The following is a 26,068-nucleotide window of genomic DNA, read 5'->3' as shown; positions in this document are numbered from 1 at the left end:
CCCGCGCCGCCATGCCTCCCATGCTCCCCGCCGCGCTTCGATCGAACAGCCTGCAGCGCGATCTCATACGATTGGGCGTACTGCCGTGCGCCACCGCCGCCGTCGCGCTGACCCTGTGGTTCACCCACGAACGGCTGGACGCGCTGGAGCAGGCCTTCCGGACCAACGGCGCGGCGATCGCGCGGCAACTGGCCGTGGCCAGCGACCTGAGCCTGTATGCCGGCGACGTGGAGACGCTGCGCGACCTGGCGGAGAACATGGTGGCCAAGGGCATCGCGTCGCGCGTCGAGATCGGCAACGGCACGGGCATCGCCATCGCGGCGGGCCCGGAGTCGGAAAAGCTCAAACATGCCCGCCCCTTCGCCGAGCCGGTGCGCCTGCGCGCCACGCGCGGCCTGACCGACTACCCCCGCCCCGGCGGACCGGCGCTGGACATCGGCACGGTGCGCGTGTTCCTGGACGATGCCGAACACCGGAGCGCGCGCGCCGCCTCGATGCTGGCCGGCGGCCTGATAGGCGGCACCGCCCTGCTTCTGGCCTGGCTCTCGGCCCTGCACATGGCGCGCGCCGTCGCGCGGCCGCTCAAGCGCATCTCCGCCACCGTCTCGTCCCTGCAGGCAGGAAAACTCAACGCCCGCTGCGGCCCCTGCGGCCGCAATGAGATCGCCACCCTGGCCAGCGACGTCGACCACATGGCCCAGCGCCTGCAGGACGCCTATTCGTCGCAGGAAGAACGCATCCAGGCCGCCACGCAGGAAGCGCTCGCGCGGCTGTCGCAGGCCGAGCAGGCCACGCGTTCGCGCACGCGCTTCCTGGCCACCGCCAGCCACGACCTGCGCCAGCCCGTACATGCGATGGGCCTGTTCATCGACGGCCTGCTGCCCACCGCCAGCCAGGCGCAGCTACCCGCCATGCAACGCTTGCAGGAAGGCACCCAGGTCATGAGCGCGCTGCTCGACGCGCTGCTGGACATTTCCCGGCTCGACGCCAATGTGCTGTCGCCATCCTATGCCCCGGTGCGCGTGGGCGATCTGTTCGACCAGCTCGACGCCATGCATGGGGCGGTCGCGCGCGAGGCGGGAGTGGACCTGGTATGGCGCGACCGCGGCCGCGCCGTCCTGACGGATGCCGGCCTGGTCATGCGTGTGCTCGACAACCTGGTACGCAACGCCGTGCGCCACGGCGAAGGCGGCCGCGTGCTGGTTGCCGCGCGGCGCGACGGCGACGGCACGCGGATCGAGATCCGCGACAACGGCATAGGCGTCGCGCCCATCCAGCAGTCGCGCATTTTCGAAGAGTTCTACCAGGTCGCCAATCCGCAGCGCGACCGGCGCAACGGCTTCGGCCTGGGGCTGTCCATCTGCGCCCGCATCGCCCGCCTGCTGCACACCGACATCCGCGTCCGATCCGCGCTGCGCCGGGGCAGCACGTTCTCGCTGCGGCTTCCCACGACCGACGCGCCGCCCGTGGCGCCCATGGCCGCCCCCCACGATGCCGCCGGCGCGACCTCGCTGGACCTGGACTGCCTGCTGATCGATGACGACGAGGCCATCCTGGAAGGAACGGCCCATCTGCTGCGGCAGTGGAACTGCCGGGTGGACCAGGCTCGCACGGCCGACGACGCCCTGCGCAAGCTGCGCGACGCCACCCGGCGCTACGACGTGATCCTGTGCGACCTGCAACTGGGCGACAGCGACGACGGACTCGCCCTGCTGCTGCAGGCGCGGGAGCTGCGGCCGCACGCCACCGCCATCATGATATCGGGCACGACCACGCCGGACATCCTGCAGCGTATCCGGGAAGCCTCGGTCACGCTGCTGACCAAGCCGGTCGCGCCCGCCAAGCTGCGCGCGTTGCTGGGCCGCTGGACGCCGGCCGGACGCAACGCCGGCCGGACGGCCAGCCTTTAGAAATCCGAGCAGGCGTTCCGGCGATCGGTGGACACGCAGTTGCTCAGGTTCGGCCGCGTCCGTACCCTGGACCATTCCCTGGCCAGTACGTCTCCCGCCTGTTCGACCCGGTCGCCGGCTATCGGCCCCGTGGCGAAACACATGGCCACGGGCACCAGGTTGCGATCGTACAGATAGGTGGTCGGAATCTCGCGCTGGAGGTCCACGCTGGGCAAGGCATAGCTGTTCACGGTCAGCACGCCCGGGACGACATTGATGAGATATCCCTCGGCCGAGACGAAGGGGGTGGTCGCGGTGACGGCGTAGGTGCCGGCCGGACTCGCCGCATTGGCCGCCGAACCCGCCGCGCCGCTGATGCCCGCCCCGGTGTCTCCCAGGATCAGGCCCGCCAGCGTGTAGCCCAATGCGGGATTGCCGATACCCGCCGGCCGGGACGCACTGTCCAGGGTCACGGTCACCGTGGGTTGTTGCCGGTAGATGAAGTGGTTGTCCACATCCGCGATGGACGCGCCGTAGGCGCGGCCGTACAGGTTGGGCAGCGCCCCGGATCCGGCCATGCCGCCGCGCGTCTCTCCCTCCCAGGTATCGGCCCACACGCGCCAGCGTCCGGACGTATCGATGCGCGCGCCGTCCGGATTCTGGAAGCGTGCCGCCGCTACCAGGTCGGCGGTGCCGCCGGTCACGTCGGCATCCAGCGTAAGGTCGCCGGACTGGGTCCGCACGAACGTGGAGGCGGCGGCGATGCCTCGTTCGGAACCTGCCGGCGCGCCCTCCCCCGCTCCCAGGGTCGGCAGCGACACCTCGCCGATGCGCAAGGCATCCACGTCCGCATAGGCGAACGCATCGCGCGCCCCGCCCGCCAGCGTCCCGACGCGGTTGGGAGCCTGGTCCAGGCCGACGCCGCCGCCGGAGCTGCGGGCCAGCAGCTCGTCGGCGGCGATCGCCCCCGCTGCCCCCTGGCCGATATCGCCGCCGGCGAGCAGCGCCACCGTGGCGGCCTGCACGGACTGCCCGAGCGTGACGTTGCCGGTGTCCGCCTGGAGCATCAGCGCTCCCGCGGCGGCCGACGCGGCGGCGACGGACAGGTTGCCCGACGTGGACCGCACGAACGCGTTTCCGGCCGTCACGCCCGAGGCGGAGACCGCCTGCGGTGCGCCGGCCGCGTCGAGCGCACCGGCCGTCACGTTCGCCACGGCCAGGTCGCCGGCGCCGCGATAAATGAGATTGTCCGCCGCGCTGCCCGCCAGCGCGCGCACGTCGTTGCCACCGGCTTCCAGCAAGACGTCGCCGCCTGTCGAACGTGCCAGCAGCGCATCCGCCGCAATGCCGCCGGACGCCGATTCAGCAATGCCGCCCGTTGCGAGCAGCGCCACGGTCCGGGCCTGGACGACGGCGTCCACGGCCACGGCGCCGGCATCGGCCTGCAGGGACGCGGCGTCGATGGCCGTCACGCCCGAGGCCACCGTCAGATCTCCCGTTCGCGCGGCGATCCGCACCGTGCCGGCCTGCGCGCCGGCCTGGGTCGACGACGCCAGTCCGCCCGCCGTGTCCTGGCTGGCCACGACGACATCGCCAATGGTCAGCGCGTTCGCGTCCGCATAGCGCAGTTCGGTGGCCGCGCTGCCCGCGAACACGCCGGCATCGTTGCCGGCGGCGGTCAGCGTCACCGCGCCGGCCGTCGACCGGGCCGCCAGCGTGCCCGCCGTGATGCCCGCGCCGGCCTGTTGGACGATGTCTCCGCGGGCCAGCAAGGCCACCGTACCTGCCTGCAACGATTGCCCGACCTGCACGCTGCCTGCATCCGCCTGCAAGGTCAGCCGGTTCGATGCGGCCGAGGCTGCCTGGACGGACAGATTGCCCGTAGTCGTCTGCGCGATCGCGTCGGCCGCCGTCAGCCCGGAAGCCGCGACGGCCTGCGGCGCGCCACCGGCATCCAGCGCGCCGGCGGCCACCGTCGCCACGGCCAGGTCGCCGCTGCCGCGATAGCGCAGATCGCCCGCGGCAGCCGCCGCCAGCGTCCGCACATCGTTCGTCCCTGCCGCCAGTTGGATATCGCCCGCGCTGGAGCGCGCCAGCAATGCATCGCCGGCGAGGGCGCCCGCGGTGGTTTGCGTGATGTCGCCGCTGGCCAGCAGCGCCACCGTCCGCCCCTGGACCGCCGCGCCCACCCCGATCGCGCCAGCGTCGGCCTGCAGGCTCAGCAGGTCGACGGCCGACACGGCGGCGGCGACGTCCAGATCGCCGTTGCGCGCCGCGATCTGCGTCGTGCCGGCCGAAACCCCCGATACGGCAAGGGTCTGCAGGCTACCCGCGGTATCGTGGCTCACGACGGCGGCACTCCCCAGGGTCAGGCCATCGGCATCCACATACCGGAAATCGGTGGCCGCGCCTCCCGCCAGAACCCCGGCCTGGTTGCCCGCGTCGGTCAACGTCACGCCCGCGCCCGTCGACCGGGCCACCAGCGTGCCGGCGTGGATGGACGCACCCGCCAGCTGGCCGATCGCGCCGGTCGCCAGCAGCGCCACCGAGCCGCTGTCCAGCGTCCGGTTGAGCTGGATGGCGCCGGCATCCGCCTGCAACGTGGCGGCCGTCGGCGCCGTGATGGCGGCGTTGGCCGTGATGTTCCCGGAGCGGGCCTGCACGATGGCGCGGTCGGCCGCGATCCCGTCCAGCGCGCGGTTCTGCACGCCGTTCGTCGCGGCGTCCATGCCCAGGGCCGAGACGTTGCCGATCGTGATGCCGTCGGTATCCACGTAGCGGAAGTCGCCCGCCGCGCCGCCGGCCACCGTGGCCACGGCATTGTCCGGGTGCGTCAGCACGACATCGCCCGTGGCCGACCGGGCCGCCAGCGCGTTCGCGGCGATCGCGGCGGTGGACGTCTGGGTCACGTTCCCGCCCGCCAGCAGCGCCAGCGTGGCCGCCGTCACGTTGCCGCCCAGCGCGATCGCCCCACCCCCTTCGTTCTGCAGGGTCAGGTTGCCGGCCGTCGCCACCGCGCCGTCCACCGAGATGTCGGCGGCATGGGTGTTGCTGCCGACGATCACATTGGGCGCATCCAGGTTCCCCATGTCGGCGTTCGACAGCGAGAACCCGTTGCCGCCCGCCCCCCCCAGCGAAATCCGGGTCATGGCATGATCGGTGGCATTGCCCGCGGCATCGACGCCGCCCGGCCGCAGGTTGATCGACACCCCCGACCGGACCGAGGCATCCAGCGCGATCGCGTCGGCGCTGCCGTCGTTGTCCGCCCGCAGGACGACGCCCTGCTGGCCGTCGATCGCATTCGCCGACAGGCTGGACGATCCGCCTTGCAGATCGATGCCCGCGCCACTGCCCGCGGACTGCCCCGCCACCCGTACCCGGCCCGCCTGCGCGACCAGCGAGGCGTCCTCCAGGATCACGCCGGAAGCGGTCGTACCCGTTCCCTGCGCCAGTCCGCGCACGTCCACGTCGCCGCCGCCGGATTGCACGTGCGCGCCTTCCATCCTGACGCCTTCCGCGCCCAGCGACGAATCGCCGCCGCCCACGCCGACGATGGCGATATTGCCGGCCGTGGTCGTGATGGTGGCCTCGCCGCTGTGGCCCGCCCTCATCTCCACGCCCGCCCCGTAACTGGAGGATACGCCGCGCACCGTGACACTGCCGCCGGACGCATCGATGCGTCCGCCTTCGATGTCCACGCTGGTCACCCCATCGCCCGCTCCCCGCAGCACGACATTCCCGCCCGCTCCGGCATCGCTCTGGCCGACGCGGGTGTCGATGAAGCTGTCCAGCAGCTGGATGGCCGGCCCGCGGTTGGAACTGGCGCTGCCCGCCAGCGGGTCGCTCTGGCCGTACAGGCTGACCGATCCACCGTTGGTGGTCATCGTCGCGTTCTGGAAAAAGATGGACTGGTCGCCCGCCAGGGTACCGCTGGCATTGCTGTTGAACGCCAGATCGAGCGCACCGGCCTCGGATACGATGCTGAACGACCCGCCGCGTATGCTGCGATACGCATCCAGCGCGAACTCCAGGGGCACCGTACCCGCCGTGCGGCGGATCTCCACGCCGCTGTCGATGTTGATGTCGCCCCCCGTGCCGCTGCCGGCCCCGGTCCCTATCCGCACGCTCGTGCCCGCATCCAGGGCGGCGTTGATGCTGGAATCCTGGATCGTGGTGTCGGCCACGGCCTCGAACGGACTGTCCACCGGCGCGCCCGGCCCCGTGCCGTGGACGATGTTGACATCATAGGGATCGACGATCCAGGTTCCCGCCGCGCCGGTTCCGGTTCCGGCGTTGATACGGACCCCGCTCGCGTTGACGCCCCCGCCAGAGGTCTCGATCCGCCCGCCGTGACCCGCGCCGGCGCCTCGCGCCTGGAGCGCGCCATGGACGCGCACGCCATCCTGCCCCGTCAACAGGATCCGGCCGCCGTCGCCGTTGGCGCCGGTCGCGTTGGCATGGAGGTGCGCGAAATCATCCACGGCCGCGACCGCATCGGCCTGCACCGTCACGCCGCCTCCGCCGGTCGCACCGTCCGCCAGCAACGAGGTCGCGCCCAGCACGCCCACGTTGCGTCCGGTGACCTCGACGCTGCCGCCCCGGCCTGCCGCGCTGCCGGCATCTACCTGCAGCGTCGGGCCCACCTTGGTCGGCTCGCCCGCCAGCCAGATGTCGCTGTCGCGGCCGACGATGCGGATGCGCCCGCCATCGGTGGCAATGTCGGGCGCCGTCCCGCCCGCCGCGCCCAGGGCCGCCACGCTTTTCTCGATGCGCACGCCGCGCGCGGCGATGGCGGTATAGGTCGCTCCCGATCCGCCGTCGATGATCAACCCGTCGCCGCCCGCGGCGCCGGTGATCAGGATGTCGCGGCGCGGTCCGGCCAGGACCCGCGTATCGCTCAGGCGCACGCCATCGACGGCATCGATCGTGCCGTAGCCCAGCACCCCGAAGATGCCCGGCGATTTGGTCAGCGCATCCAGGTTGGAACCCTTGCCGTCGATCGTGACGTCGCCGCCGGCGGACAATGCCGTGCTCTGGAGCACCACGCCGGCTTCCGGGGTTCCCGCGGGAAGATTGTTGTCCAGCGTGGCATTCGCCGCCGTGCCGACGATGGTGATGTCGCCCGCGGCGGTCATCGGGTGCTGCGTGCCGCCTTCGCGCCGCCCGTCTATCCGCACGCCGGCGGCCGCCACGCCGCCATGGCCGGTGATCGAGATATCGCCGCCCGCCGCCACGCCGGTACCGCTGAAGGTGACGCCCTCTCCCCCTTCCACGCCCCGGCTGGATGTCGCATCGACGGTGGTGATGCCGGTCCCCGCCGCGGCCAGCGAGCCGCCCGCCGCGCAGGCGTCGTCGGCGCACAGCGACACGTCGCTCCAGCCGACGAAGATGCCGTCGCGGCGGGTCTGTGCCCGGCCATTCACGAAGGACGTGCCGCCGGTGGCCTTGCCGCCGGCGGCATCGCTTTGCCCGAACAGGCGCAGGTCCCCGCCCCGGGTGGATATGGTGGCGCCTTCCAGATCGATGCTGCCGCCGCTCTCCTCGACGAAATCACTGGCACCCTCCGGCCGGCGCATCGCGGCCTTGCCCGAGGAATCGGCGTTGAATTCGACATTCAGCGCACCCGCCTGCGATTCGATGCGCGATCCGTTCCACATATCGATGTTGCGCATGGCGTCCACGCGCAGCGTGGACGCCCCGCCCCGCGTCTTGACGACGCTCGAACCGTCCTCGAACACCACGTTGCCGCTCTGCCCCCGGCCGCCGTCGAGCGCGAAGCCGGTGGCGGCCACGGTCACGTCGGTGCGGTTCCCCAGCGCTTCGCCCACGGCGCCGCCCGACACCCGGCTGTCGTCATCGGCCACGGACACCTCGGTGGCGGGCCGTGCCGCCGGCGCCGCGCCCACGGTCACGTCGCCCTGCGAGGCAATCGTCCACTTGCCGTTCGCGCCGCCGCCAGCGCCGGCCGCCGAGACCTGGGCCGCCCCGATCTCGACCACGCTGCCCGAGGTCGTGACGGCGCCGCCCGCGCCGTTGCCCGCGGCATTCGCCGTCATGGTCCCCGCCGCATGCAGCCCCGGAGCATCGATGTCGATGGTCCCGCCATTGCCGGAAACCAGCGCATCCGCATGCAGCCGGCTACCGGCATCCATCGAGACCGCGCGCCGGCCCTCCAGTTCGATGCGTCCGCCGCCGCCGTCGCCCGAAGCATCCATACGGCCCGACTGGGTACGAATACCGCCCCCGTCGACGTGGATGGTGCCGCCCGCCGCGCCCGACACATCCAGCGTGCCGCCCACCTCCACGTCGGCCTGGCCGGTTGCGCCCAGGATGATCTCGCCATTGCGCGCGGTCAGCGATTGCGCCCGGATCGTACCCTGCTGGTTGACCACCCGCTGCGCCACCTGGGTCGAATCCGCCAGCACCGCCACCCGGCCGCCATTGGCCTGGAGCACCGCGCCGCTTTCATTGGTGACCGCCGCCATGCTGGCGCCGGCGCCCGGGGCGAAGCGGAACGTGGTCAGGCCGTCGCCCTGGAAGTCCAGCGTCACCTGGCGGGCCGACACCAGCCCCACGGTGCCGCCATCGGCCACGATCCGCCCGTCGCCGCCGTTGACTACCGTCGCCGCCATCAACGCGATGGTCGACCCCGGAGCCGTCAGAGTCCCCAGGTTCGTCACGGAAGCGGTGTTGGCATCGTCGCGCTCGAACCGGAAGCGGCCCGCCATGAAGTCCGCGTTGGTGATGTTGAGCGTCGAGGCGACCAGACCGCCGGTCTCCACCTTCGACCCCTGCCCGAACAGCACGCCCGCCGGATTGATCAGGAAGATGCGGCCATTGGCCGACAACTCGCCCGAGATCCGGGACAGATCCCCGCCCAGCACGCGGTTCAGCGCGATGCTGGATGCGCCGGGCTGCAGGAAACGGACCGCGTTGTCCTTGCCGATCGAGAACGTCCCCCACTCGATGATGGCACGGTCGCTCTGCTGCTGGATGGACATGACGTTGCCGCTCGTGACGGGCGCGAGCACGCTGCCTTGCACGGGGTTGAATCCGGTCGGCATCTGGGCGCCCGCGCTGGTGCCGACCAGCGCGAGGGCCAGCGCCAGCGGGCGGGGGTTCCAGCGCGCCTCCGGCGACTGGGCCGCGGGCCCGCGGACCTTGCGGGGGGAACGGGTAGCTGCACTCATGTGATTCTCCTGGTCCCGGAGCGCGGCCCGCGCCGCGTGGGCGCCCCGGAAACCTCAAAACACTTTCTGGAACTGCACGAAGATCCGGGGCTTGCGATCACCGCCGTCGGTGACGGGCGCCGCGGTATTGCGGCGCCACGCCAGCGAGACGTTCACCATGAAGTCGCCGGGCCGCGACCACACCGCGCCGATACCGAAGCCCTGCATGCTGCGGGTATTGTTGGTGTCGAGGCTGGTGGGCGAATGGAACATCCGGCCCTTGCCCACGTCGTAGAACACATAGGGGGTCAGGTCCTCGGTGGCGGACCAGCGCCACTCGACCACGCCCAGCACGCCCTCGTCCACCAGCAGCTCGCTGGACGGGAAGGCGCGCACGGCGCGCGCGCCGCCCAGCGCCAGTTTTTCGGAGGCATCCAGGTTGCCGTTGGTGAGCTGCCCGCCCAGGGACACGTACAAGGTATGGCGCGGCAACACGGACTGCAGGCGCGACACCTGCCAGGTCAGCTTGGTGAACCCGCCGTCCGTCCGGTGGCCCGCCGGCCCCTGGTCCATCGCCCGCGTCAGATCGTCCTTGATGTCCAGGCGGCCGTGGTACAGCGTACCGGTACTGGCCCAGTAGCCGCCGCCGAACAGTTCGTCGCGCCGCTCCCAGCTCCAGCCCAGGCCCACGCCGACGACATTCTTGCGCGCCGAGTACGAGAACATGGACAAATCGTCGCGCAGTTCCTTGTGATCCACGCCCAGGCGCAGGAACAGGTTCTGGCCGCGCTGCCGGATGACCGGGTAGTTCAGCGACAGATCGGCCACCGTGGCCCGCCCCTTCGCTCCCAGCTGCGACCAGGGCTGGCCCAGCTCGTAGCTCACGCGCGAGATGCCGGCCCCCAGGCGCAGTCCGTCCGCGCCCAGGGGCGCCTCGTAGCCCAGCCGCCCGAAGTTGAGCGAGTTGCCCTCGGACATCATGAGCCGGGCGTCCAGGTTGTCGCCCAGGCCCAGCGGGCTGGCCACCCGCATCGTGCCGCCCACGCGGACCCGGCCCGATTCGCGCGTGCCGTGGTTGTCCGCGTCGAAGGCGAAGGTCACGCGCCGCGCCTGGGTCACCTCGACCACGAGGTCCGTCGTGCCGGGTTCGCTGCCCTCTTGCAGGCCGGACGACACCTTGATGCCGGGCAGGTCGGAAAGCAGCAGCATGGCGCGTTCGTAGCTTTGCGTGCTGACCGGCTGGCCCGGCTGCAGCGGCGCAAGGTAGGCGCGGATACGCCCTTCCGAGATCGGCGCATCCGGCGCAACCTGGATGTCCACCTTGCCCAGCCGCCCCTCGACGACGCTGATCTCGACCCGCCCGTCGCGCACGGTCTGCACCGGCACCAGCGCCTGGGCAAGAAAGTATCCGCGGCTGCGATACAGCTCGGTCACTTCCCGCGCCAGGGCTTCCAGATCGGACAGCGACACCTCGCGGCCCACGTAGCCGGCCGCGAGCCCCTGCAGTTCGTCCGCGGGAATGGCCGAAGCGCCGGTGAAGACCACCTGCTGCAACCGAAAACCCGCCTGGGCGGCCGCCGGCACGGGCGGCTCGGGCAGGCGCTGCGACGGCGCCTGGGCCAGCGGCCCGGGCGTCTGGGCCAGCGCGGCCGACCACGCCAGCCCCATCGCCGCGGCGGCGATGCCGCGGCGATTCCATGTCTTGTCGGCACCCCGCATGCTTCAGCCCTCCACCGTCAGGCGCCAGTTCCCGATCAGGTTGAACGGCGCCCAGAAAAACGGATGCGCCATCTTGTCGCGTTTGAGGACGGCAAGCTGGCCGGCCTGCATCGCCCTCTGGATGTCGGTGCCCTTGGCCAGTTCGGCGTACAGGGTGCTCATCAGCAGCTCCGCGGCATCATCGGACACCGGCCACAGCGAGGCGATCAGGCTGGACGAACCGGCGGACAGGAACGACCGCGTGAACCCCAGCACCTCGTCGCCCTGGTCGATGCGGCCCAGCCCCGATTCGCACGCCGACAGCGTGACCAGGGCCGTATGGTTCATGTCCAGCCCCAGGATCTCGCGCGCCTCCAGGAAGCTCTGCCTGCCGTCTTCGTTGGCCAGCAGGATGCGCGAATAGAGCGGATCCACGGTATCGGCCTGCGCATGGGCGGCGACGTGGATCAGGGGCGCCCGGGCGGCCGCTTCCTTGAACTGCGTCTTGGTGGCGGCCGTGCCCATGAAGACATTCTTCTGCGGGAACAGCCGCGCCAGTTCCTGCACCTCGCGCTCCGCGCCGGGCAGGTCGTACTGGTCCTCGATACGCGGGTTGCCGAAGGCCGTCAGCGTGGGCGAGACCCGCGGCGTCCTGCGTGCCAGCTGCACGGCGATGCTCATCGAGGGCGCCACCGACATCGCGTGGCTTTCTATCAGATAGGCGCCGTTCAGGCGCAGCGCCTGGAATGGCAGGTAGTGCAGCGGTCCGTGCGGCACGACGATCAGCCGCTGGCCGGCGGCGATGCCCAGCGGCGCGATCAGCAGCTCGCCTACCTTGGCCGCGCCGTCCACCGCGCCACGCTTGCCGTTGACGATCAGGTCGCGGAAAGCGTCGACCAGTTTCGCCAGGTCGTCGCGCCCGATGGCAATGGACACTTCCCGCAATTCGGACGGGCCCACTATCCAGGCTTGCAGGCGGTCGGGCAAGGCATGGAACTGGATCACGCGTTCGTCGGGCGCCAGGGACTGTTGCAGGCCCGCCAGCGACAGCGTTGCCGTGGCCGCGTCAGGCACGCTACCGCGCCCCCGCACCGCGTCCAGCAGCGCGCGGCTGCGGCTGCGCTCGCTCAGCTCGAACGCCGCCGGCGCATTGCCCAGGTCGCTGTAGAGGCCGATCGCGCGCTCGAACACGGACTGCATATCCGAGAACAGGCCCATCTTGAACTCATCGCTGCGAAACTTCGCGCGCACCTCGTCCACGCCGTCGAGCGCCCTGCCCAGCGCATCGGCGGCGGCGGGCTTGTTGCCCAGCGCCATCTCGCTGCGCGCCACGCCATCCCACGCCCACAGCTGGTAGTAGCCGCTGTCGGCGCCGGTCTTGCGCGTCGTGAGCGAACGGTACAGGTCCGCCGCTTCCCGCGGACGGTTCTCGGCCAACAGGACGCGGGCACGGGTGCGCTGCCACTGCGTGGCCAGGGCCGGATCGCCCGGCTGCGCGGTGGCGTCCAGCATCTGCCGCGCCCGCGCGGCGTCGCCGGTCTCGGCCAACGCGTTGACCAGCGACACGCGCACCAGGGGCGCGTAGCGTTCCGAGCTGTTCGCCAGCGCGGTCTCGTAGCTATTGATCGCGGCAGGGTAGTCGCCGCGCCGGGCCTCGACATCGCCCAGCACCTTGTGCACCGGACCGAGAACCTTCTCGGGCTCCTTGGGAGGATGCCGCAGCGCCTCGCGCGCGAAGGACTCCGCCTTGTCCAGGCGCCCGGCGTAGCTGTAGGCGATCGCCAGGTCGCGGTTGGCCAGCGCGGCCAGGTTGGGATCGTTGGTGGCCTGGGCCAGGTGCAACGCCTTGCTGGCTGCGCGCACGCTCTGCCTGAACTCGCCCTGTTCGGCCAATGCCACCGCCTGGCTGCAATACTGGTAGCCACTGAGCTTGACCGGATCCTGGGCATACAGGAGCGCGCCGTCCTGGCTCAACGCCAGCAGGGTGTCGGCATCGGCCAGCCGCTCTTGCGCGACCTGCCCCACCTCGGCATCCGGCACGGACTCCTGGGCCCATGCCACGGGAAGCCCCCATCCGAGCGCCAGCGCGCAGATGGCTCCGCGCGCGCCGCCCCAGATCTTCCCCTTCCGCCTCGCCCGCCCCATGCTTGCGCTCCACGTTCGCAGCGGGCACCTCCCGCCATGGATATAGGAACGAAGTCTAGGTAGCGTGCGCTAACATGCCTATACGCAATAGGACATAGCGCTAAAGGGGTAAGGCCGCGTCATGCAGCTGTCACTCGATCTCGACGATCTGATGCTGTTCCAATCGGTGGTGGAAAGCGGCTCGCTCACGTCGGCCGCGAGCAAGCTTGGCGTGCCGCGCGCCACGCTCAGCCGCCGCCTGATCGCGCTGGAGAAAAGCTGCGGCGCGATGCTGCTCAAGCGCAATACGCGCAAGGTTTCGCCCACCGCCCTGGGACTGGACCTGCTGCAGGAATGCGCGGACATCGCGCGTGCCCGCGACAGCATCGCGCGCAAGATCGCCCGCAGCGCCACCAGCATGTCGGGCACGCTCCACGTCGCGATGCCGATCGAGTTCGGCACCGCGTGGCTGGGACAGGCCATCTCGGAATTCGCCATGGAGCACGACGACCTGCAGATCGTCGTCGACACCACCACGCGTCCCATCGACATGATCGGCGAAGGCGTGGACATCCTGATCGCCTTCGGCGAGCCCAAGCCGTCGCGGTTGACGGTACGCAAGCTGGGCGAGATCCGCTACGGGCTCTATTGCAGCCCCGCCTATGAAGCCGGCCTGCCCCATCCCGTTTCCCTCGCCACGCTGCCCGCGCTCGATTGGGTGGTGACCGAACTGCAATCCGGACAAAGCCTGTGGAACACCCTCCCGTCGGGCGCCGGCCGCTCCGCGCTGGGACGGGTGCGGGCACGCGTGAACAGCATCCGCCTGCTGCGCGAGATGGTGTCCTGCGGAACCGGCGTGGGACTGATCCCCGAGATCCTGGGCCGCGACTACGTACCCGGCGGACGCCTCAGGCGCATCGTGCCCGAATGGGAGCCGCGCCTGCCGCTCAACGCCTACATCGTCTCGCGTACCAGCGTGCCGCGCGCCACCCGGGCGATGCTCAAGTACCTGGCGGACGCCATCCGCAAATCGCAGGACGCCTAGGGCCTGTTCACGCGCAAAGGAGCCTCGCGCAGGCCCCAGGGCCCCGGGCCCCTACGCCTTGCCGAAGTGTCCCGCCATCATGGCCTCGAAGGCGGCCGGATTTTCGAGCTGGGGCAGGTGGCCGGCGCCGGGGATCTCCACCCACTGGGCATGCGGCATCGCCCGCGCCTGCTCGCGCATGGCCGGCACGATGACCCCGTCGGCCTCGCCCGCCGTCAGCGTTGCCCTGACCGGGCTGCGCGCCAGCCCGTCGCGATAGTCGAAGCGGCTGATCGCCCGCGCGCAATGCGCGTAGCCCTCGACCGGCGTCTTCAGGATCTGCTCGCGGACCTGTGCGACCAGGGCGGGTTCCCCCGCCAGCGTGGGCGGCGTGAACCACCGCGCCAGGGTCTCGTCCACCAGCGCGGCCATGCCCTCGCTCCGGGCGCGCGCGATCCGCTCGTCCCACAGCGCCGCGTAGTTGTCCGGCGTGCTGGACGGCGCGTCGCAGGCCACCAGGCTGGCCAGCCGGTCCGCATGACGCGTGGCCAGGTCGAAGCCGATCATGGCGCCCAGCGAGACCCCCATGAAATGGAAGCGCGCAAAGCCGAGCGTGTCCGCCAGCCGCGTGACCGCGTCGGCCAGGCCGGACAGCGTCACCTCGCCGGCGACGGGCGCCTGACCGTGGCCCGGCAGGTCGATGGCGATCACCCGGTACGTGCGTGCCAGCCAGGCAGACTGCCGCGCCCAGCTGGCCCCATCGGACATGATCGAATGGACCAGCAGCACCGCCTCGCCCGCCGACGGCCCCTGCGCCGTGTAATAGAGGCCCGATCCCGCATCGAACTTGCCCTGCGCATTCATCACTGCATCTCCCCTGTCGAAATACCCAGCATCATAGACTCCTGACGCGCGATCAGGGGCCCGTCAGCTTCCGAGCGGCGCTTGACCTCCTGCCAGCGTGGATCCCGCGCGAACGCGTCCCACGCCCGGTCGAAATCCACCCCCGGCCGCCATTTCAGCAGGTAGACGAAAGTATCGGGCGCCTCGGGCGGCGTCCAGCTCCGTTCCAGCAGCAGCCCTTGTTCAGCCAGCAGCGGCGCGGCCGAGGCCAGGAAGCGGTCGCGCATGGCCGCGAACTTGCCGGGGGCCGCCACGTAGGTCTTCAGGGCATAGGCATGCCCGTCCCCGGTTTCGACCGGCAGGGCCGCATCGCTGCCCCATTGGGTCCAGGAGCCGTCGTAGACCCGGACGTCGCGTTCGCCCAGCTTGTGCAAGGCCAGCGCCAGCACGCAGGCCGACACGCCGGAGCCGCAGGAACAGACGAAGCCCGTATCCCGCCCCAGCTCCAGCCCATGCGTCCGCATGGCCTCGGCCAGCCGGTCGTCCGGCAGGTAGGCATGCGAGACCGGATCGAGCAGTTGCTCATAAGGCAGGTTGACGCTGCCCGGGATGTGGCCGGCCCGCAGCCCTGGCCGCGGCTCGGGCGCCAGGCCCCGGAAGCGCTCGGCGCTGCGGGCGTCCACCACCTGGGACGACGCGTGCGCCGCGGCGGCGCGCGTCGCGGCGGTATCGGCCACCGCGTCGTGCTCGCGCGTCGCGCGCCAGCCTCCTTCCCGCGCGGGCGCGGCCGGACCTTGCTCCAGCACGCCGCCGGCCGCCCGCCACGCGGGCAATCCCCCATCCAGGACGGCCACGCGTTCGTGGCCATATCCCCGGAACATCCACCACAGGCGCGGCGCGGTCCGTATGCCATGGGTGTCGTAGGCCACGACCAGATCCCCGGCCTGGATGCCCAGCCTGCGCATGACGGCCTCGAACTGCGCCGCCGGGGGCAGCATCGTGGGCAGGCCGGAGGCGGGATCGCTGATCTCGGCCAGGTCCACGAAGCGCGCGCCCGGAATGTGCGCCGCCTCGAACTCGCGGCGCGCGTCGCGCCGCTCCGTGGGCAAGTGGCTGGTGCAGTCCAGGATGACCACCCCCGCGCCGCCCGCCACGCGGGCCAGATCGGAGGCGGTGATCAGCGGTCCGGACGGCATCGGGGCCGTTTCACGTTCGTTGGCCATGCCTATTCCACCTTGATGCCGGATTCGGCCACGAAGCCCTGCCAGCGCTTGATCTCGCCGGCCACGAAAGTCCGGAACGCCTCCGGCGTCATGTCCCCGGGCGGGCTGCCCATGGCTTCGAGCTTATCCTTCATCGCGGGCTCGTTCAACGCCTTGCGCACCACCGCCGATATCTTCTGGACGATGGCGGGTGGCGTGCCGGCGGGCGCCAGCAAGCCCGTCCAGCCGTCCATGCCGAAGCCCGGCACGCCGGACTCGGCGATGGTGGGCAGGTCGGGATTGCGCGGATAGCGCTTGGGACTGGTGATGGCGACCGCGCGCAGCCGGCCGGACTCGATCCAGGGCTGCACGTCGGAGTAGTTGGCGAAGGTCATCTGCACGTCGCCGGCCACGGCGGCCGCCACGGCAGGCGCGCCGCCCCGATAGGGCACGTGCACCATGTCGGTCTTGGTGTCGTACTTGAAGACCTCGCCGGCGAACTGCGTCAGGCCGCCGGCGCCGCCGAAGTTCAGCTTGCCGGGATACTTGCGCGCATAGGCGATCACGTCGCCCACCGTCTTGACCGGCAGCGTGGGATGCACCGCCAGGATCAACGGATTGGTGTTGAGCAGCGCCACCGGCGCGAAATCGTTCAGCCCATGGTAGTCGAGCTTGTAGATGAACTGGTTCAAGGTCTGGGGCGCGGCCAGGCCTACCAGCAGCGTATAGCCGTCGGGCTTGCTCTTGGCCACGTAGGACGTCGCCAGGCTGCCGCTGGCGCCCGGCTTGTTCTCGACGATGAACGGCTGGTTGAAGGCGGCCTGCAACGCCTCGGCCGTGATGCGCGCCATCTGGTCGGCGATGCCGCCCGGCGCGTAGGGCACGATCAGCCGCACGGCGTGCCTCGGCCAATCGGTGCCGTCAGCCGCCTGCGACGACGCGATACAGGCGGTCCATGCCGCGGCGGCCAGGCCCGCGGCCTTCAAGCTTTTCTTCATGATGTGTCTCCTCCGGTGCGCAGCGCGCCCGCTACAGTGGAATGACGGTCAGCACGTCGACGCAGCGCGAATCCAGCACGACCACGCGTTCCCGCAGGCGCGGGCCGTCGGCCTGGGCATGGACGATGTCCAGGTACTTGCCGACCCCGTACAGCCGGGACTCGCCTGTCTCGAACGTGCGATAGACGCTGAAATTGGAGCGCACGCGCCAGCTGCCGTCGCCCACCGCGACGATGCGGCCGGGGCCCAGCACGTGCGTGTAGCAGTGCGGCTCGAAAATATTGGCGGTGCGCAGCGCCGCGACGCGATCGCGCAGCATACCGCGCCCCTCGCAATGGATGATGCCCACCGGCAGGCCGGCCGCCACGTTTTCGCGCGTGGTCAGCCGGTAGGTGCCGTCGTCGGTGAAGAAGTCCGGCCAGGACTCCAGCTCATCGTCGTCCAGCGCGTGGGCGTAGTCGGCCATCAGCCGCCCGATCGCGGCGTGGACGTCCTCGCGCACGGCGGGGGAAGAAGCAGTACGAATGGTGGTCTGCATGATCAGCGTTCCGTCAGAATCCCATGATGTCGCGATAGCCGTGCCAGAACCCCCGGACGGAGGCCTCGGTGGCGCGCGACGACTCGTTCGACTCGGCCACGCGGCCGCCCATCTCGATGAATGCCGCGCGCCGGCCGGACCCTGCCGTGCCGCGCTGCACGAACTCGTTGATGCAGCCGTCCTCCAGGGCCACCAGGCCGGCCGCGCCGGTCAGGTTGGACTGCATGATGCGCATCTTCGACTGCTCGGGCGTATCGCGCTCGTAGCCGAGGAATATCCATTTCAGCTCGGTCTTGTCCACGCCCTGGGGGACGAAGAAGCGGATGGCCAGGGAGTTCAGCGTGAACTGGAACACCACGTTGGGGAACACGGTCTGGATGCTGTGGGTGATGCCGTCGTCGAACTCCTCCCACGCATCGAGCAGCTCGGGCCCTTCCAGGGCGGATTCGCCGTGCTGCGCGCCGTACTTGGCCGAGTGCACCTCGGCCGTCAGGTATTCCTTGTCCAGGTTGAAGGTGGCGCGCTTCGAATAGCTGATGTGGTGCCACTTGCGGTCGGACAGGATGATGCCCCCGTCCATGTCCAGCCGGTTCACCTTGAAGGTGGTGTAGAAGGTATGCAGCAGCGTCGCGTGATAGGAATCCCGCACGTTCTCGGCGTACAGCTTCCAGTTGTTGTGGATGACCTGGCTATGCCGGCCCAGCACCTTCAGCGGCCGGCCGAAGTTGCGCTGGATGAAGGCGCTCATGCGCGGGCCCAGGAACTCGTCCAGCGGCGGCGTCTCGTCCGACAGCGTGCCGAACACCAGCCCGCAGAAGACCTGGACGCGCACCGGTTGCAGCCGATGGGCCTCGACGTCGAAGTCTTCGGGCATGCCGCCCTTGCCGTTGACGCCGTTCTGGAAGGCGATCGACCTCAGCCGGCCATCCAGCCGGTACGACCATGCATGGTAGACACAGGTCAGGTTCTTGACCTTGTCCTTGGCCTTCAACGCGACCAGCGCGCCCTTGTGGGCGCAGCGGTTGACCATGGCGTTGACCTGGCCATCGTGGTCTCGCGCGACGATCACCGGCGTCTCGCCCATCCAGGACGTGACGACGTCGCCGGGCTCGGGGATGTCCTGTTCGATGCAAAGAAACTGCCAGACCGGGCCGCGGAAGATCCGCTGCTGCTCCCGGTCGTAGACCTCCCGGTCGGAAAAGACCTGGAACGGCACCCGGGTGATGCCTTCGCTGGGCCAACTGACCAGCGCCTCTCCTGCCTCCATCGCATTCTCCAATACGCCACGCGAACTTCGGGCGACGGAGGGATGGTAGGGATTTGCCCGGCCCGGGCATAGCCACATGGCTGGAACTCATTATCCCGTTTTTGATGCAAATCACATTCAATTATGGGCGGAATCGACATTCATGTTCTTTACCCGGTCTTGTCCGGGGCGCCGGGGCCGGGGGGCGGGCGGAGCGCCCCGGACAAGACCTGCACCGCTGGTCACCTAGCCCCGTGAATGCCAGTACGGTCGTGTTGGTCGATAAGATAAAAACCCCTCGCCGTCTCTGAACCTGCGATCGTCACTCATCACCACCGTAGTCCTTGATCGGTGGGGCGGGGCGGCCCGCTCGGGGGGCGCATTCGGAGCCGCCGGCGAGGGCAGGCTTGGCGGGGAAGCAAGGGCGCAGCTGTTTGAGGGCGGCCTTAGGCACAGTCCGGGGGACTGTGCCCGCCCGAGTTCTGCGCCCGCCCCGCCAAGCCTGCCCTCGCCGGGCAGTCCCGCGCAGCGGGACCGGCTTCGCTGCGCCCCCCGAGCGGGCCGCCCCGCCCCACCGATCAAGGACGGTTCAAGATCTCAATCCCCGCAGTTGAGGCCCGTCATCATGGATGCCATGAATGTCGATTCAGCCCAGGCTAGCCAATCATTTTCGGCAGCCAGGTGGCGATGCCCGGCAGGAAGAACACCGCCCCGAGCAACAGCAGGCTCATGACCACGTAGGGCACGACCGCGATGAAAATCGTCCCCATGGAAACCGACGGCGGCGCCACCCCGCGCATGGTCATCAGCAGCAGGCCGTGCGGCGGCAGCAGGAGGCCGAGCTGCATGCAGATCAGGAACATGACGCCGAACCACACCGGATCGATGCCCAGCACGCCGACGATGGGCATGAAGATGGGCAGCGTGATCATCATCATGCTGATCTGGTCGACGAAGATGCCCAGGAAGATGAGCATCAGCATCATGCCCAGCACGATCATGCCGGTGGACAGCCCGTGGCCGGTGATCGTCTCCACCAGGCCATTGCTCGCGCCCGAGAACGACAGGATCTGGGCGAAAGTCGTGGCCCCCAGGATGATGAACAGGATCATGCCCGAGATGGCGGCCGTTCCCTTCAGCGACTTGACCAGGGCCTCCCAGGTCAGGCGGCGGTAGAGCATGGCCAGCAGCATGGTGGCGAAGGATCCCAGCGCCGCGCATTCGGTGGGCGTGGCCCAGCCCGCCGCCAGCGCGCCCACCACGACGCCGAAAATCGACAGCGTGGGCAGCACGTAGGCCACGAACAGGCTCCACCGCGCCCAGCCGGTGCGCCGCTCGCCGGTGTCGGACGCCGGCGCCCAGGACGGCGTGATGCGCACGCGCAGCACGATCCACAGCACGAAGGCCACCGACAGGATGATGCCCGGCATCACCCCTCCTATCAGCAGCTTGGAAATGGAGATGCCCGACAGCGAGCCCAGCAGCACGGTCAGCGCCGAAGGAGGGATCAGCATGTCCACGGCGCCGATCGCCATGATGGGTCCGGTCGCGATGCGGGGGTGGTAGCCGCGCGCCAGCATGACGGGCAGCATCAGCGACCCCAGCATGGCGGTGGTGGCGATGGTCGATCCGGAAATGGCCGAGAACACCGTCCCGGCCACCACCGCGACCACGGCCAGGCGCCCCGGCACGCGCGTGATCAGGCGCTCGATACCGTCGATCACCTTGAGCGCGAGGCCGGTGTGGAACAGCACCTCGCCCATCAGCACGAACAGCGGGATGGGCGTGAGCGAGAAGGCCGCCACCGAGCTGACGCTGTTGCGGGCGAGCTGCATCAGCCCGATCTCGCCCCCCATGTACAGCCACGCGCCCACGATGTTGATGGAAATGAAGGTCAGCGCCACCGGCATGCCCATGAACAGCAGCACCGTGGACCCGCCCAGCAGGATCCAGGCCGCGATCTGCCAGCTCATGATGCGCTCACCGCTTCATTGCGCGGACCCGCCTCGGCATGCAGCAGGCGATGCATGCGGAACAGCATTTCCACCGCCAGCAGCAGGAACACCACGGGCAGCGGCGCCAGCATCCACCACTCGGGTGTCACCAGCGTCTTGATGTTCATGGCGCCCGACTGGTAGCTGGTCCAGGCCGACTGGGCGCCGTAGCAGGCAATCACCAGGCAGCATCCCAGGCCCAGGACGTCGCTGAGCCATTCCAGCCCCCAGGCCAGGCGGCGCGGAATGGCCTGCAGCACGATGTCGACGCGGATGTGCTGGCCCTGGCGCAGCAACCAGGGCGCCAGGCACAGCGTGATCAGGTACAGCATGGCCTCGGACACCTCGTTGCTCCAGGCCAGGCCGCGCGGCAGTCCGGCGATGGCGAGGTTGCGCAGCAGCACGTCGGCCACGATGACGAGCATCATGGCCAGCAGCAGCGCGCATCCCACGGCGGCGAGCGCCGCCAGCAGCCGCCCGTAGGCGGCGGACACGCGCGCGATCATGGGCGATTACCGGCGGCCGGACGGGACAGCAGCGACTTGAAACGCGCCGCCACCTCGGGGCTCTGCTTGGTGGCGGTGGCCCAGCCCACGTCGTAGGCCATGTCGCGATAGCGCCTGGCGGTGGCGTCGTCGAACTTGATGGTCTGGATACCCGCCTTGGCCTGCCGCGCGGTCTCGTCTTCGGCGTAGCGGTCCCAGAAGCCGTTCTGCGCTTCCAGGGCCAGCAACTGCTTGTTCAGGTAGGCCAGTTGCGGCGGGGTCAGCTTCTTGTAGGCCGGCAGGTTCATGATCAGCGAGACCTCGGCATCGTAGAAGCCCGGGTCCACGCGGAACCTGGTCTTCTCCTGCCAGTTCAGGTCGAAAATGCCGCCTATCGGCCAGCCGTAGCCGTCCACCACACCGCGCTCCAGCGCGGTATAGACCTCGCCCGGGGGCGTGGTGATGACGTTGGCGTTGAGGGCCTGGAAGAACTCGCGGTAGACCGGCGTGATGCGGATCTTCATGCCCGTCAGATCGGGCTTGTCGATCTTCTTGTTGATGTACAGGTGGAAGGGCTGGTGTTCGACCATCCGGGCCAGGTACTGCATGTTGCCCTTTTCGTTCCAGACCTTGTTGATGGCCTCGAACGCGCCGTTCTTGCGCTGCTCGGCGACCGGGATGTCGCTCAGCTTCAGGAAGTCGGACTCGGGCAGCACGTTGGTGTAGAACGCGCCGGTGTTCAGCGCGATGTCGACCACGCCGGTCTTGACCGCGTTGCCCACCTCGAACGGGGGCATGGTCTTGGGGCCGCCCAGGAAGTTGAGTTGCAGCACCCCCTTGCCTTCTTCATTGAACTTCTTGACCCATGCCTGCAGGTGCTGCACGTAGATGCCGTTCTCGGGAAAGGCCGAGATCAGGCGCAGCGTGGCCTGCTGCGCCTGGGCGGGTCCGGCGAACATGGCCGTGCAGGCCAGGAACGCGGCGGCAGCCTTGATGAGCGGAAATTTCATGCGTTGTCTCCTGTCTTTTTGTACCGACGAAGTGCTGCTTGATCGCGCCGCCTCATCCTAGACGGTCGCGAGTTTTTCCTCCAGCGCGCGGCCGCTGTCGTCCGACAGGGCCGCCTTGACCAGCGCCCGCAGGCGCGGGGGACCGTCGGCGGCCTGCCGCAGCGCCGGCAACGCCGACATGATGCGCTGGAAATTGCCCCAGCCGCGCACGTGGGTGTCGCCGTAGCCCTTGATCAGCCGCTGCGCCCGCGCCACCTCCACGGCCAGCGCCGGCTGGCCCCCCGCCAGCGAGACGATGGCCTCCATCCATCGCGCCATGCGTTCGCGTTCGACCTGGTAGCGCAGCGAGCCCCGGCGTATGCCGCGCAGTCCCGCCACCGCGTACAGCAGCAGAAAGCCGCGCAGCGAACTGGTGCGCACCACCCTGCCCTTGCGCGTGAACGGCCCGATGCAGCCGCGCGCGAAGGCGCTGCGCACCATCCACCGTCCCAGCCAGGCAGGCATGGCGTCGGCCAGCTCCTCCAGCCGCGGGTGCATGAATTCGTTGATCTCCAGTTGTTGCGCCGGCGACAGGCGCACCTCGGCGGCCACGCGGGCGAAGCGCGTGCCGCGCGTCTTCAGGTCCGCCACCCGCGCCACGTCCTCGTAGGTCATCCACAAGGCCAGGTGGCGGGCGGTCTCGGACAGGACCTCCATGCTGGCGGCGCCGCGATCCGGCAACGCGGCCAGTAGCGGCGCGAGCCGGTCCAGGTACTCGCCGGCGTAGGCCACGTCCTGGTAGTCCGCCGCGCGGACCAGGCCGGCGCGCAACACCGCGTGGCACTCGGCCGGAAACTCGCGCGCCATCCGTTCGTCCAGGGCAGCCAGCCGGGGGCCGACAGCGGCGGGCAGCCGGCCCTTGGACGCGGGCGCCCCGGCCGGCGCGACGGCCGCCGCTTCGCGCCGCACGGTGGTCTCGCGCAGCACCGGCGCATCCTGGCCGGCGGCCGCGTCGAAGCCCGCGGCGAAGGCTTGCAGGCTGGCCTTCACGCCCACGCCCCCGCGCCGGATCGCTTCCTCGAAAAGCGCGCGGCCGAAGGGCAGCGCGCCCGTCGCCGCCAACGCCCCGTACAGCGCCGGGCTGATGGGGCTGCCGGCGTCCTCGGCCATGCGATTGAAATCGGCGGCCACGAAGCGCCGCGCCGCCACCTGTCCGCCCTCCAGCAGCGCGGCCGAATCGACCCGGTCGTCGCCCATCGCCGTGCGCTCCGTCATGGAATACACCCGGTGGGTGGAGGCGATCAGCGTGGTGCGGTCATCCGCGACCAGGCCCCGTTGCAAGGCGCGGCCCGCCTCCATCAGCTCGGACGCGATGACGACATCGACCTCGCCGGGCACCGGGCCCAGCGCCAGGACCGGCGCCCGCCCCGGCGGCACGTCCGCCTCGCGGAACATCTCGATGTAGTACACCGTGGCGCCGGTACGCTGGGCCACGCCCGGCACCGAGGTGGTCTGGGCCAGGTAGCCGTTGTGCTCGGCCAGGTCCACCAGCCAGTCGGCCAGCACCCCGCCGCCCTCGCCGCCCATGGCCAGCACCGCGATGGTCAATGCGCGCGGCGTGCCCGCGCCATCGATATCGTGCGTCATGCTCATGCCGCCAATCCCTCCAGCCGACGGTCGATGCGGCGCTGCAAGGCGCCGATGACGGTCTTCCTGACCCGCGCCTTGAACTTGTCCCAGCGCCCCGGGTTGTTGATGATCTCGGCCCGGTAGAACGACGGGCACAGCACGGCGGCATGCGAGACCTCGCCGCACAGCCCGCAGCCCACGCAACTGTCCACCACCGCCGCGACCGGATCGGTGCGCAGCGGATCGGGGTTGTCCCGTATGGTCAGCGAGGGGCAACCGGACAGCCGGATACAGGAATGATCGCCGGTGCACGTGTCGGGATCCACGCCGAAGCGCTCGCGCACGACGCGCCGTCCTTCGCCTATGGCCTTGCGCATCAGCGGACGCACGCGGCGCTGCTTGTTCAGCATGCACTCGCTCTGCGCCACCACCACCTTCGGGCCTTTCTCCCGGGTGGTCAGCGCCTCGCGCAGCGTGTCGCGCATCTGCGCCACGCTGTAGGTACGCGTCACCGTCCGCACCCACTTCACGCCCACCCCGCGCACCGCGTTCTCGATGGGGTTGTTGGTACTGCGTATCGGGTTCTCGGCCTTGGACGACAGCACGTCCTGCCCGCCGGTGGCGGCCGAGTAGCCGTTGTCCACCACCAGCAGCACGTTGTCGGTCTCGTTGAACACGGCGTTGCCCACGCCGCTGGTCAGGCCGTTGTGCCAGAACCCGCCGTCGCCCATGATGGAGATGGTGCGGCGGGAGGTCTCGCGCGTGTTCAGCGCCGAGGCGCCGGCCCACCCCAGGCCGTAGCCCATGGTCGTGGCGCCGAGGTTGAAGGGTGGCAGCACCGAGAACAGATGGCAGCCGATGTCGCAGCTGATGTGGTGCCGGCCCAGCTCGCGCTCGACCAGCTTGATGGCGGTGAAGATGGGGCGTTCCGGACAGCCGGTGCAGAACGACGGCGGCCGTCCCTGGACCTGATCGGAAGCCTGCTGGATGGCGAAGGCCTTGGGATTGTCCGGCATGCGCGCGGGCTCGGTCGGCCGCGCGGCGCGGGGCAGTTGCCGCCCTTCGAGCAAGCCTGGCTCATAGCGGCGCACGTACTCCGCCAGCCCCTTGAGCAGCACGCCACCCGTGTATTCCCCCGCCATCGGCAGCACGTCCTTGCCATGGACCCGCGTGTTCAGGTCGGCGCGACGCAGGATGGCGTGGACCGCCTGCTCGATGTAGTCGGGCTGCCCTTCTTCCACGATCAGGATGCCGCGCTTGCCGGCGCAGAAGCGGACGAACTCCTCGTCCACCAGCGGATAGGTCACGTTCAGCACGTACAGCGGGATCCGCGACTGGCCGAAGGCGTCGGCCAGCCCCAGCAGTTCCAGCGCGCGCAGCACGCCGTTGTACATGCCCCCCTGCATGACGATGCCGATGTCCGCGTCGGCGGCGCCGAAGAATTCGTTCATGCCGTGCGCCACGATGTAGCGCACCGCCGCCGGCCAGCGCTTGGCCACCTTCTCCTGCTCGTGCAGGTAGGACGCCGGCGGCAGCACGATGCGGTTGACGTCGCGCTCGGGGTTCTCGATGGCGTCCTTGAGCGTGTACGAGGACCGCTTGTTCGCCCGCGTCGTGAAACGGCCATGCACGTGACAGGCGCGGATGCGCAATTGCAGCATGACGGGCGTATTGCTGGCTTCCGACAGCTCGAAACCCCGTTCGACCGCGCCCACCATGCTTTCCAGGTTCGGCCGGGGGTCCAGCAGCCAGACCTGCGACTTCATCGCGAAGGCGTGCGAGCGCTCCTGCATGATGCTGGAGCCTTCGCCGTAGTCCTCGCCCACGATCAGCAGCGCGCCGCCGGTCACGCCGCCGGAAGCCAGGTTGGCCAGCGCGTCCGAGGCCACGTTGGTGCCCACGGTGGACTTGAAGGTGACGGCGCCGCGCAGCGGATAGTTGACCGAGGCCGCCAGGGTCGCGGTGGCCGTCGCCTCGGAGGCGCTGTGCTCGAAGTGGACACCCAGCTCTTCCAGGATGTCGTTCGCGTCGGTCAGCACATCCATCAGGTGCGAGATCGGCGCCCCCTGGTATCCCGCCACGTACGACACACCAGACTGCAGCAGGGCCTTGGTCACGGCCAGGATGCCCTCGCCGCGGAATTCCTCGCCTTCGCCCAGCTTCAGCTTGCCGACCTCGTTCGTGAACGAACGCTCCGCCATGGTCCCGTTCTCCTCTGCCTGGTGTCAGCGCATCATTCT

General features: G+C 69.9%; 15 protein-coding genes. 2 read left to right on the top strand and 13 right to left on the bottom strand.

Annotated elements, in window-relative coordinates; genetic code table 11:
- The first annotated feature begins 11 nt into the window (after positions 1–11).
- Positions 12–1,910: an ATP-binding protein gene (locus tag AC1Q6E_RS02400; RefSeq protein WP_492572129.1), complete on the top strand. Its 1,899-nt coding sequence runs from the start codon at positions 12–14 to the stop codon at positions 1,908–1,910.
- On the opposite strand, the gene AC1Q6E_RS02395 is transcribed toward AC1Q6E_RS02400, so the two are convergent.
- The 3 genes from AC1Q6E_RS02395 to AC1Q6E_RS02385 are packed head-to-tail and all read right to left on the bottom strand — an operon-like array spanning position 1,907 to position 12,817.
- Positions 1,907–9,079, bottom strand: coding sequence for a two-partner secretion domain-containing protein (locus AC1Q6E_RS02395; RefSeq protein WP_492572128.1), 7,173 nt, complete (start codon positions 9,077–9,079; stop codon positions 1,907–1,909). The two genes, AC1Q6E_RS02400 and AC1Q6E_RS02395, sit on opposite strands and share 4 nt — an antisense overlap.
- Before the next feature lie 54 nt (positions 9,080–9,133).
- Positions 9,134–10,777 carry a ShlB/FhaC/HecB family hemolysin secretion/activation protein gene (locus tag AC1Q6E_RS02390; protein ID WP_492572127.1) on the bottom strand — a complete coding sequence of 548 codons (1,644 nt, stop codon included), beginning with the start codon at positions 10,775–10,777 and terminating at the stop codon, positions 9,134–9,136.
- 3 nt (positions 10,778–10,780) lie between these two features.
- The gene (locus AC1Q6E_RS02385; protein WP_492572126.1) at positions 10,781–12,817 is read right to left on the bottom strand and encodes a CHAT domain-containing protein; all 2,037 of its coding nucleotides are present in this window, start codon (positions 12,815–12,817) and stop codon (positions 10,781–10,783) included.
- A 205-nt stretch (positions 12,818–13,022) separates the two neighbouring features.
- On the opposite strand from AC1Q6E_RS02385, the gene AC1Q6E_RS02380 reads away from it, so the two are divergent.
- Positions 13,023–13,925, top strand: coding sequence for a LysR family transcriptional regulator (locus tag AC1Q6E_RS02380; RefSeq protein ID WP_492572125.1), 903 nt, complete (start codon positions 13,023–13,025; stop codon positions 13,923–13,925).
- Between the two features lie 51 nt (positions 13,926–13,976).
- On the opposite strand, the gene AC1Q6E_RS02375 is transcribed toward AC1Q6E_RS02380, so the two are convergent.
- The 10 genes from AC1Q6E_RS02375 to AC1Q6E_RS02330 form a co-directional block, all read right to left on the bottom strand.
- A complete protein-coding gene (locus AC1Q6E_RS02375) occupies positions 13,977–14,768 on the bottom strand; it encodes an alpha/beta fold hydrolase (RefSeq protein WP_492572195.1) in 792 nt (263 codons plus the stop codon).
- Positions 14,768–15,970, bottom strand: a complete 1,203-nt coding sequence (locus tag AC1Q6E_RS02370; RefSeq protein ID WP_492572124.1) for a rhodanese-like domain-containing protein — start codon at positions 15,968–15,970, stop codon at positions 14,768–14,770. Before AC1Q6E_RS02370 ends, AC1Q6E_RS02375 begins: the two co-directional genes overlap by 1 nt.
- Positions 15,971–15,972: 2 nt before the next feature.
- On the bottom strand, positions 15,973–16,947 hold the full coding sequence (locus AC1Q6E_RS02365) for a Bug family tripartite tricarboxylate transporter substrate binding protein (RefSeq protein ID WP_152793117.1): 975 nt from the start codon (positions 16,945–16,947) through the stop codon (positions 15,973–15,975).
- 31 nt (positions 16,948–16,978) lie between these two features.
- Positions 16,979–17,485: an aromatic-ring-hydroxylating dioxygenase subunit beta gene (locus tag AC1Q6E_RS02360; RefSeq protein ID WP_152793116.1), complete on the bottom strand. Its 507-nt coding sequence runs from the start codon at positions 17,483–17,485 to the stop codon at positions 16,979–16,981.
- Between the two features lie 13 nt (positions 17,486–17,498).
- Positions 17,499–18,752: an aromatic ring-hydroxylating oxygenase subunit alpha gene (locus AC1Q6E_RS02355; RefSeq protein WP_492572123.1), complete on the bottom strand. Its 1,254-nt coding sequence runs from the start codon at positions 18,750–18,752 to the stop codon at positions 17,499–17,501.
- A 635-nt stretch (positions 18,753–19,387) separates the two neighbouring features.
- Positions 19,388–20,704 carry a TRAP transporter large permease gene (locus tag AC1Q6E_RS02350; protein WP_152800332.1) on the bottom strand — a complete coding sequence of 439 codons (1,317 nt, stop codon included), beginning with the start codon at positions 20,702–20,704 and terminating at the stop codon, positions 19,388–19,390.
- Positions 20,701–21,231: a TRAP transporter small permease gene (locus AC1Q6E_RS02345; RefSeq protein ID WP_152800333.1), complete on the bottom strand. Its 531-nt coding sequence runs from the start codon at positions 21,229–21,231 to the stop codon at positions 20,701–20,703. Before AC1Q6E_RS02345 ends, AC1Q6E_RS02350 begins: the two co-directional genes overlap by 4 nt.
- Positions 21,228–22,220, bottom strand: a complete 993-nt coding sequence (gene dctP, locus AC1Q6E_RS02340) for a TRAP transporter substrate-binding protein DctP (RefSeq protein WP_492572122.1) — start codon at positions 22,218–22,220, stop codon at positions 21,228–21,230. The genes AC1Q6E_RS02345 and dctP overlap by 4 nt, the downstream gene beginning before the upstream one ends.
- Positions 22,221–22,277: 57 nt before the next feature.
- The gene (locus AC1Q6E_RS02335) at positions 22,278–23,852 is read right to left on the bottom strand and encodes an indolepyruvate oxidoreductase subunit beta family protein (RefSeq protein ID WP_296559496.1); all 1,575 of its coding nucleotides are present in this window, start codon (positions 23,850–23,852) and stop codon (positions 22,278–22,280) included.
- On the bottom strand, positions 23,849–26,029 hold the full coding sequence (locus tag AC1Q6E_RS02330) for a thiamine pyrophosphate-dependent enzyme (RefSeq protein WP_152800336.1): 2,181 nt from the start codon (positions 26,027–26,029) through the stop codon (positions 23,849–23,851). The genes AC1Q6E_RS02335 and AC1Q6E_RS02330 overlap by 4 nt, the downstream gene beginning before the upstream one ends.
- Positions 26,030–26,068: the final 39 nt, after the last annotated feature.

The sequence above is a fragment of the Pigmentiphaga sp. MLSB6-MA01 genome, from assembly GCF_058793475.1.
This window is presented reverse-complemented; position numbering and strand designations above follow the sequence as displayed.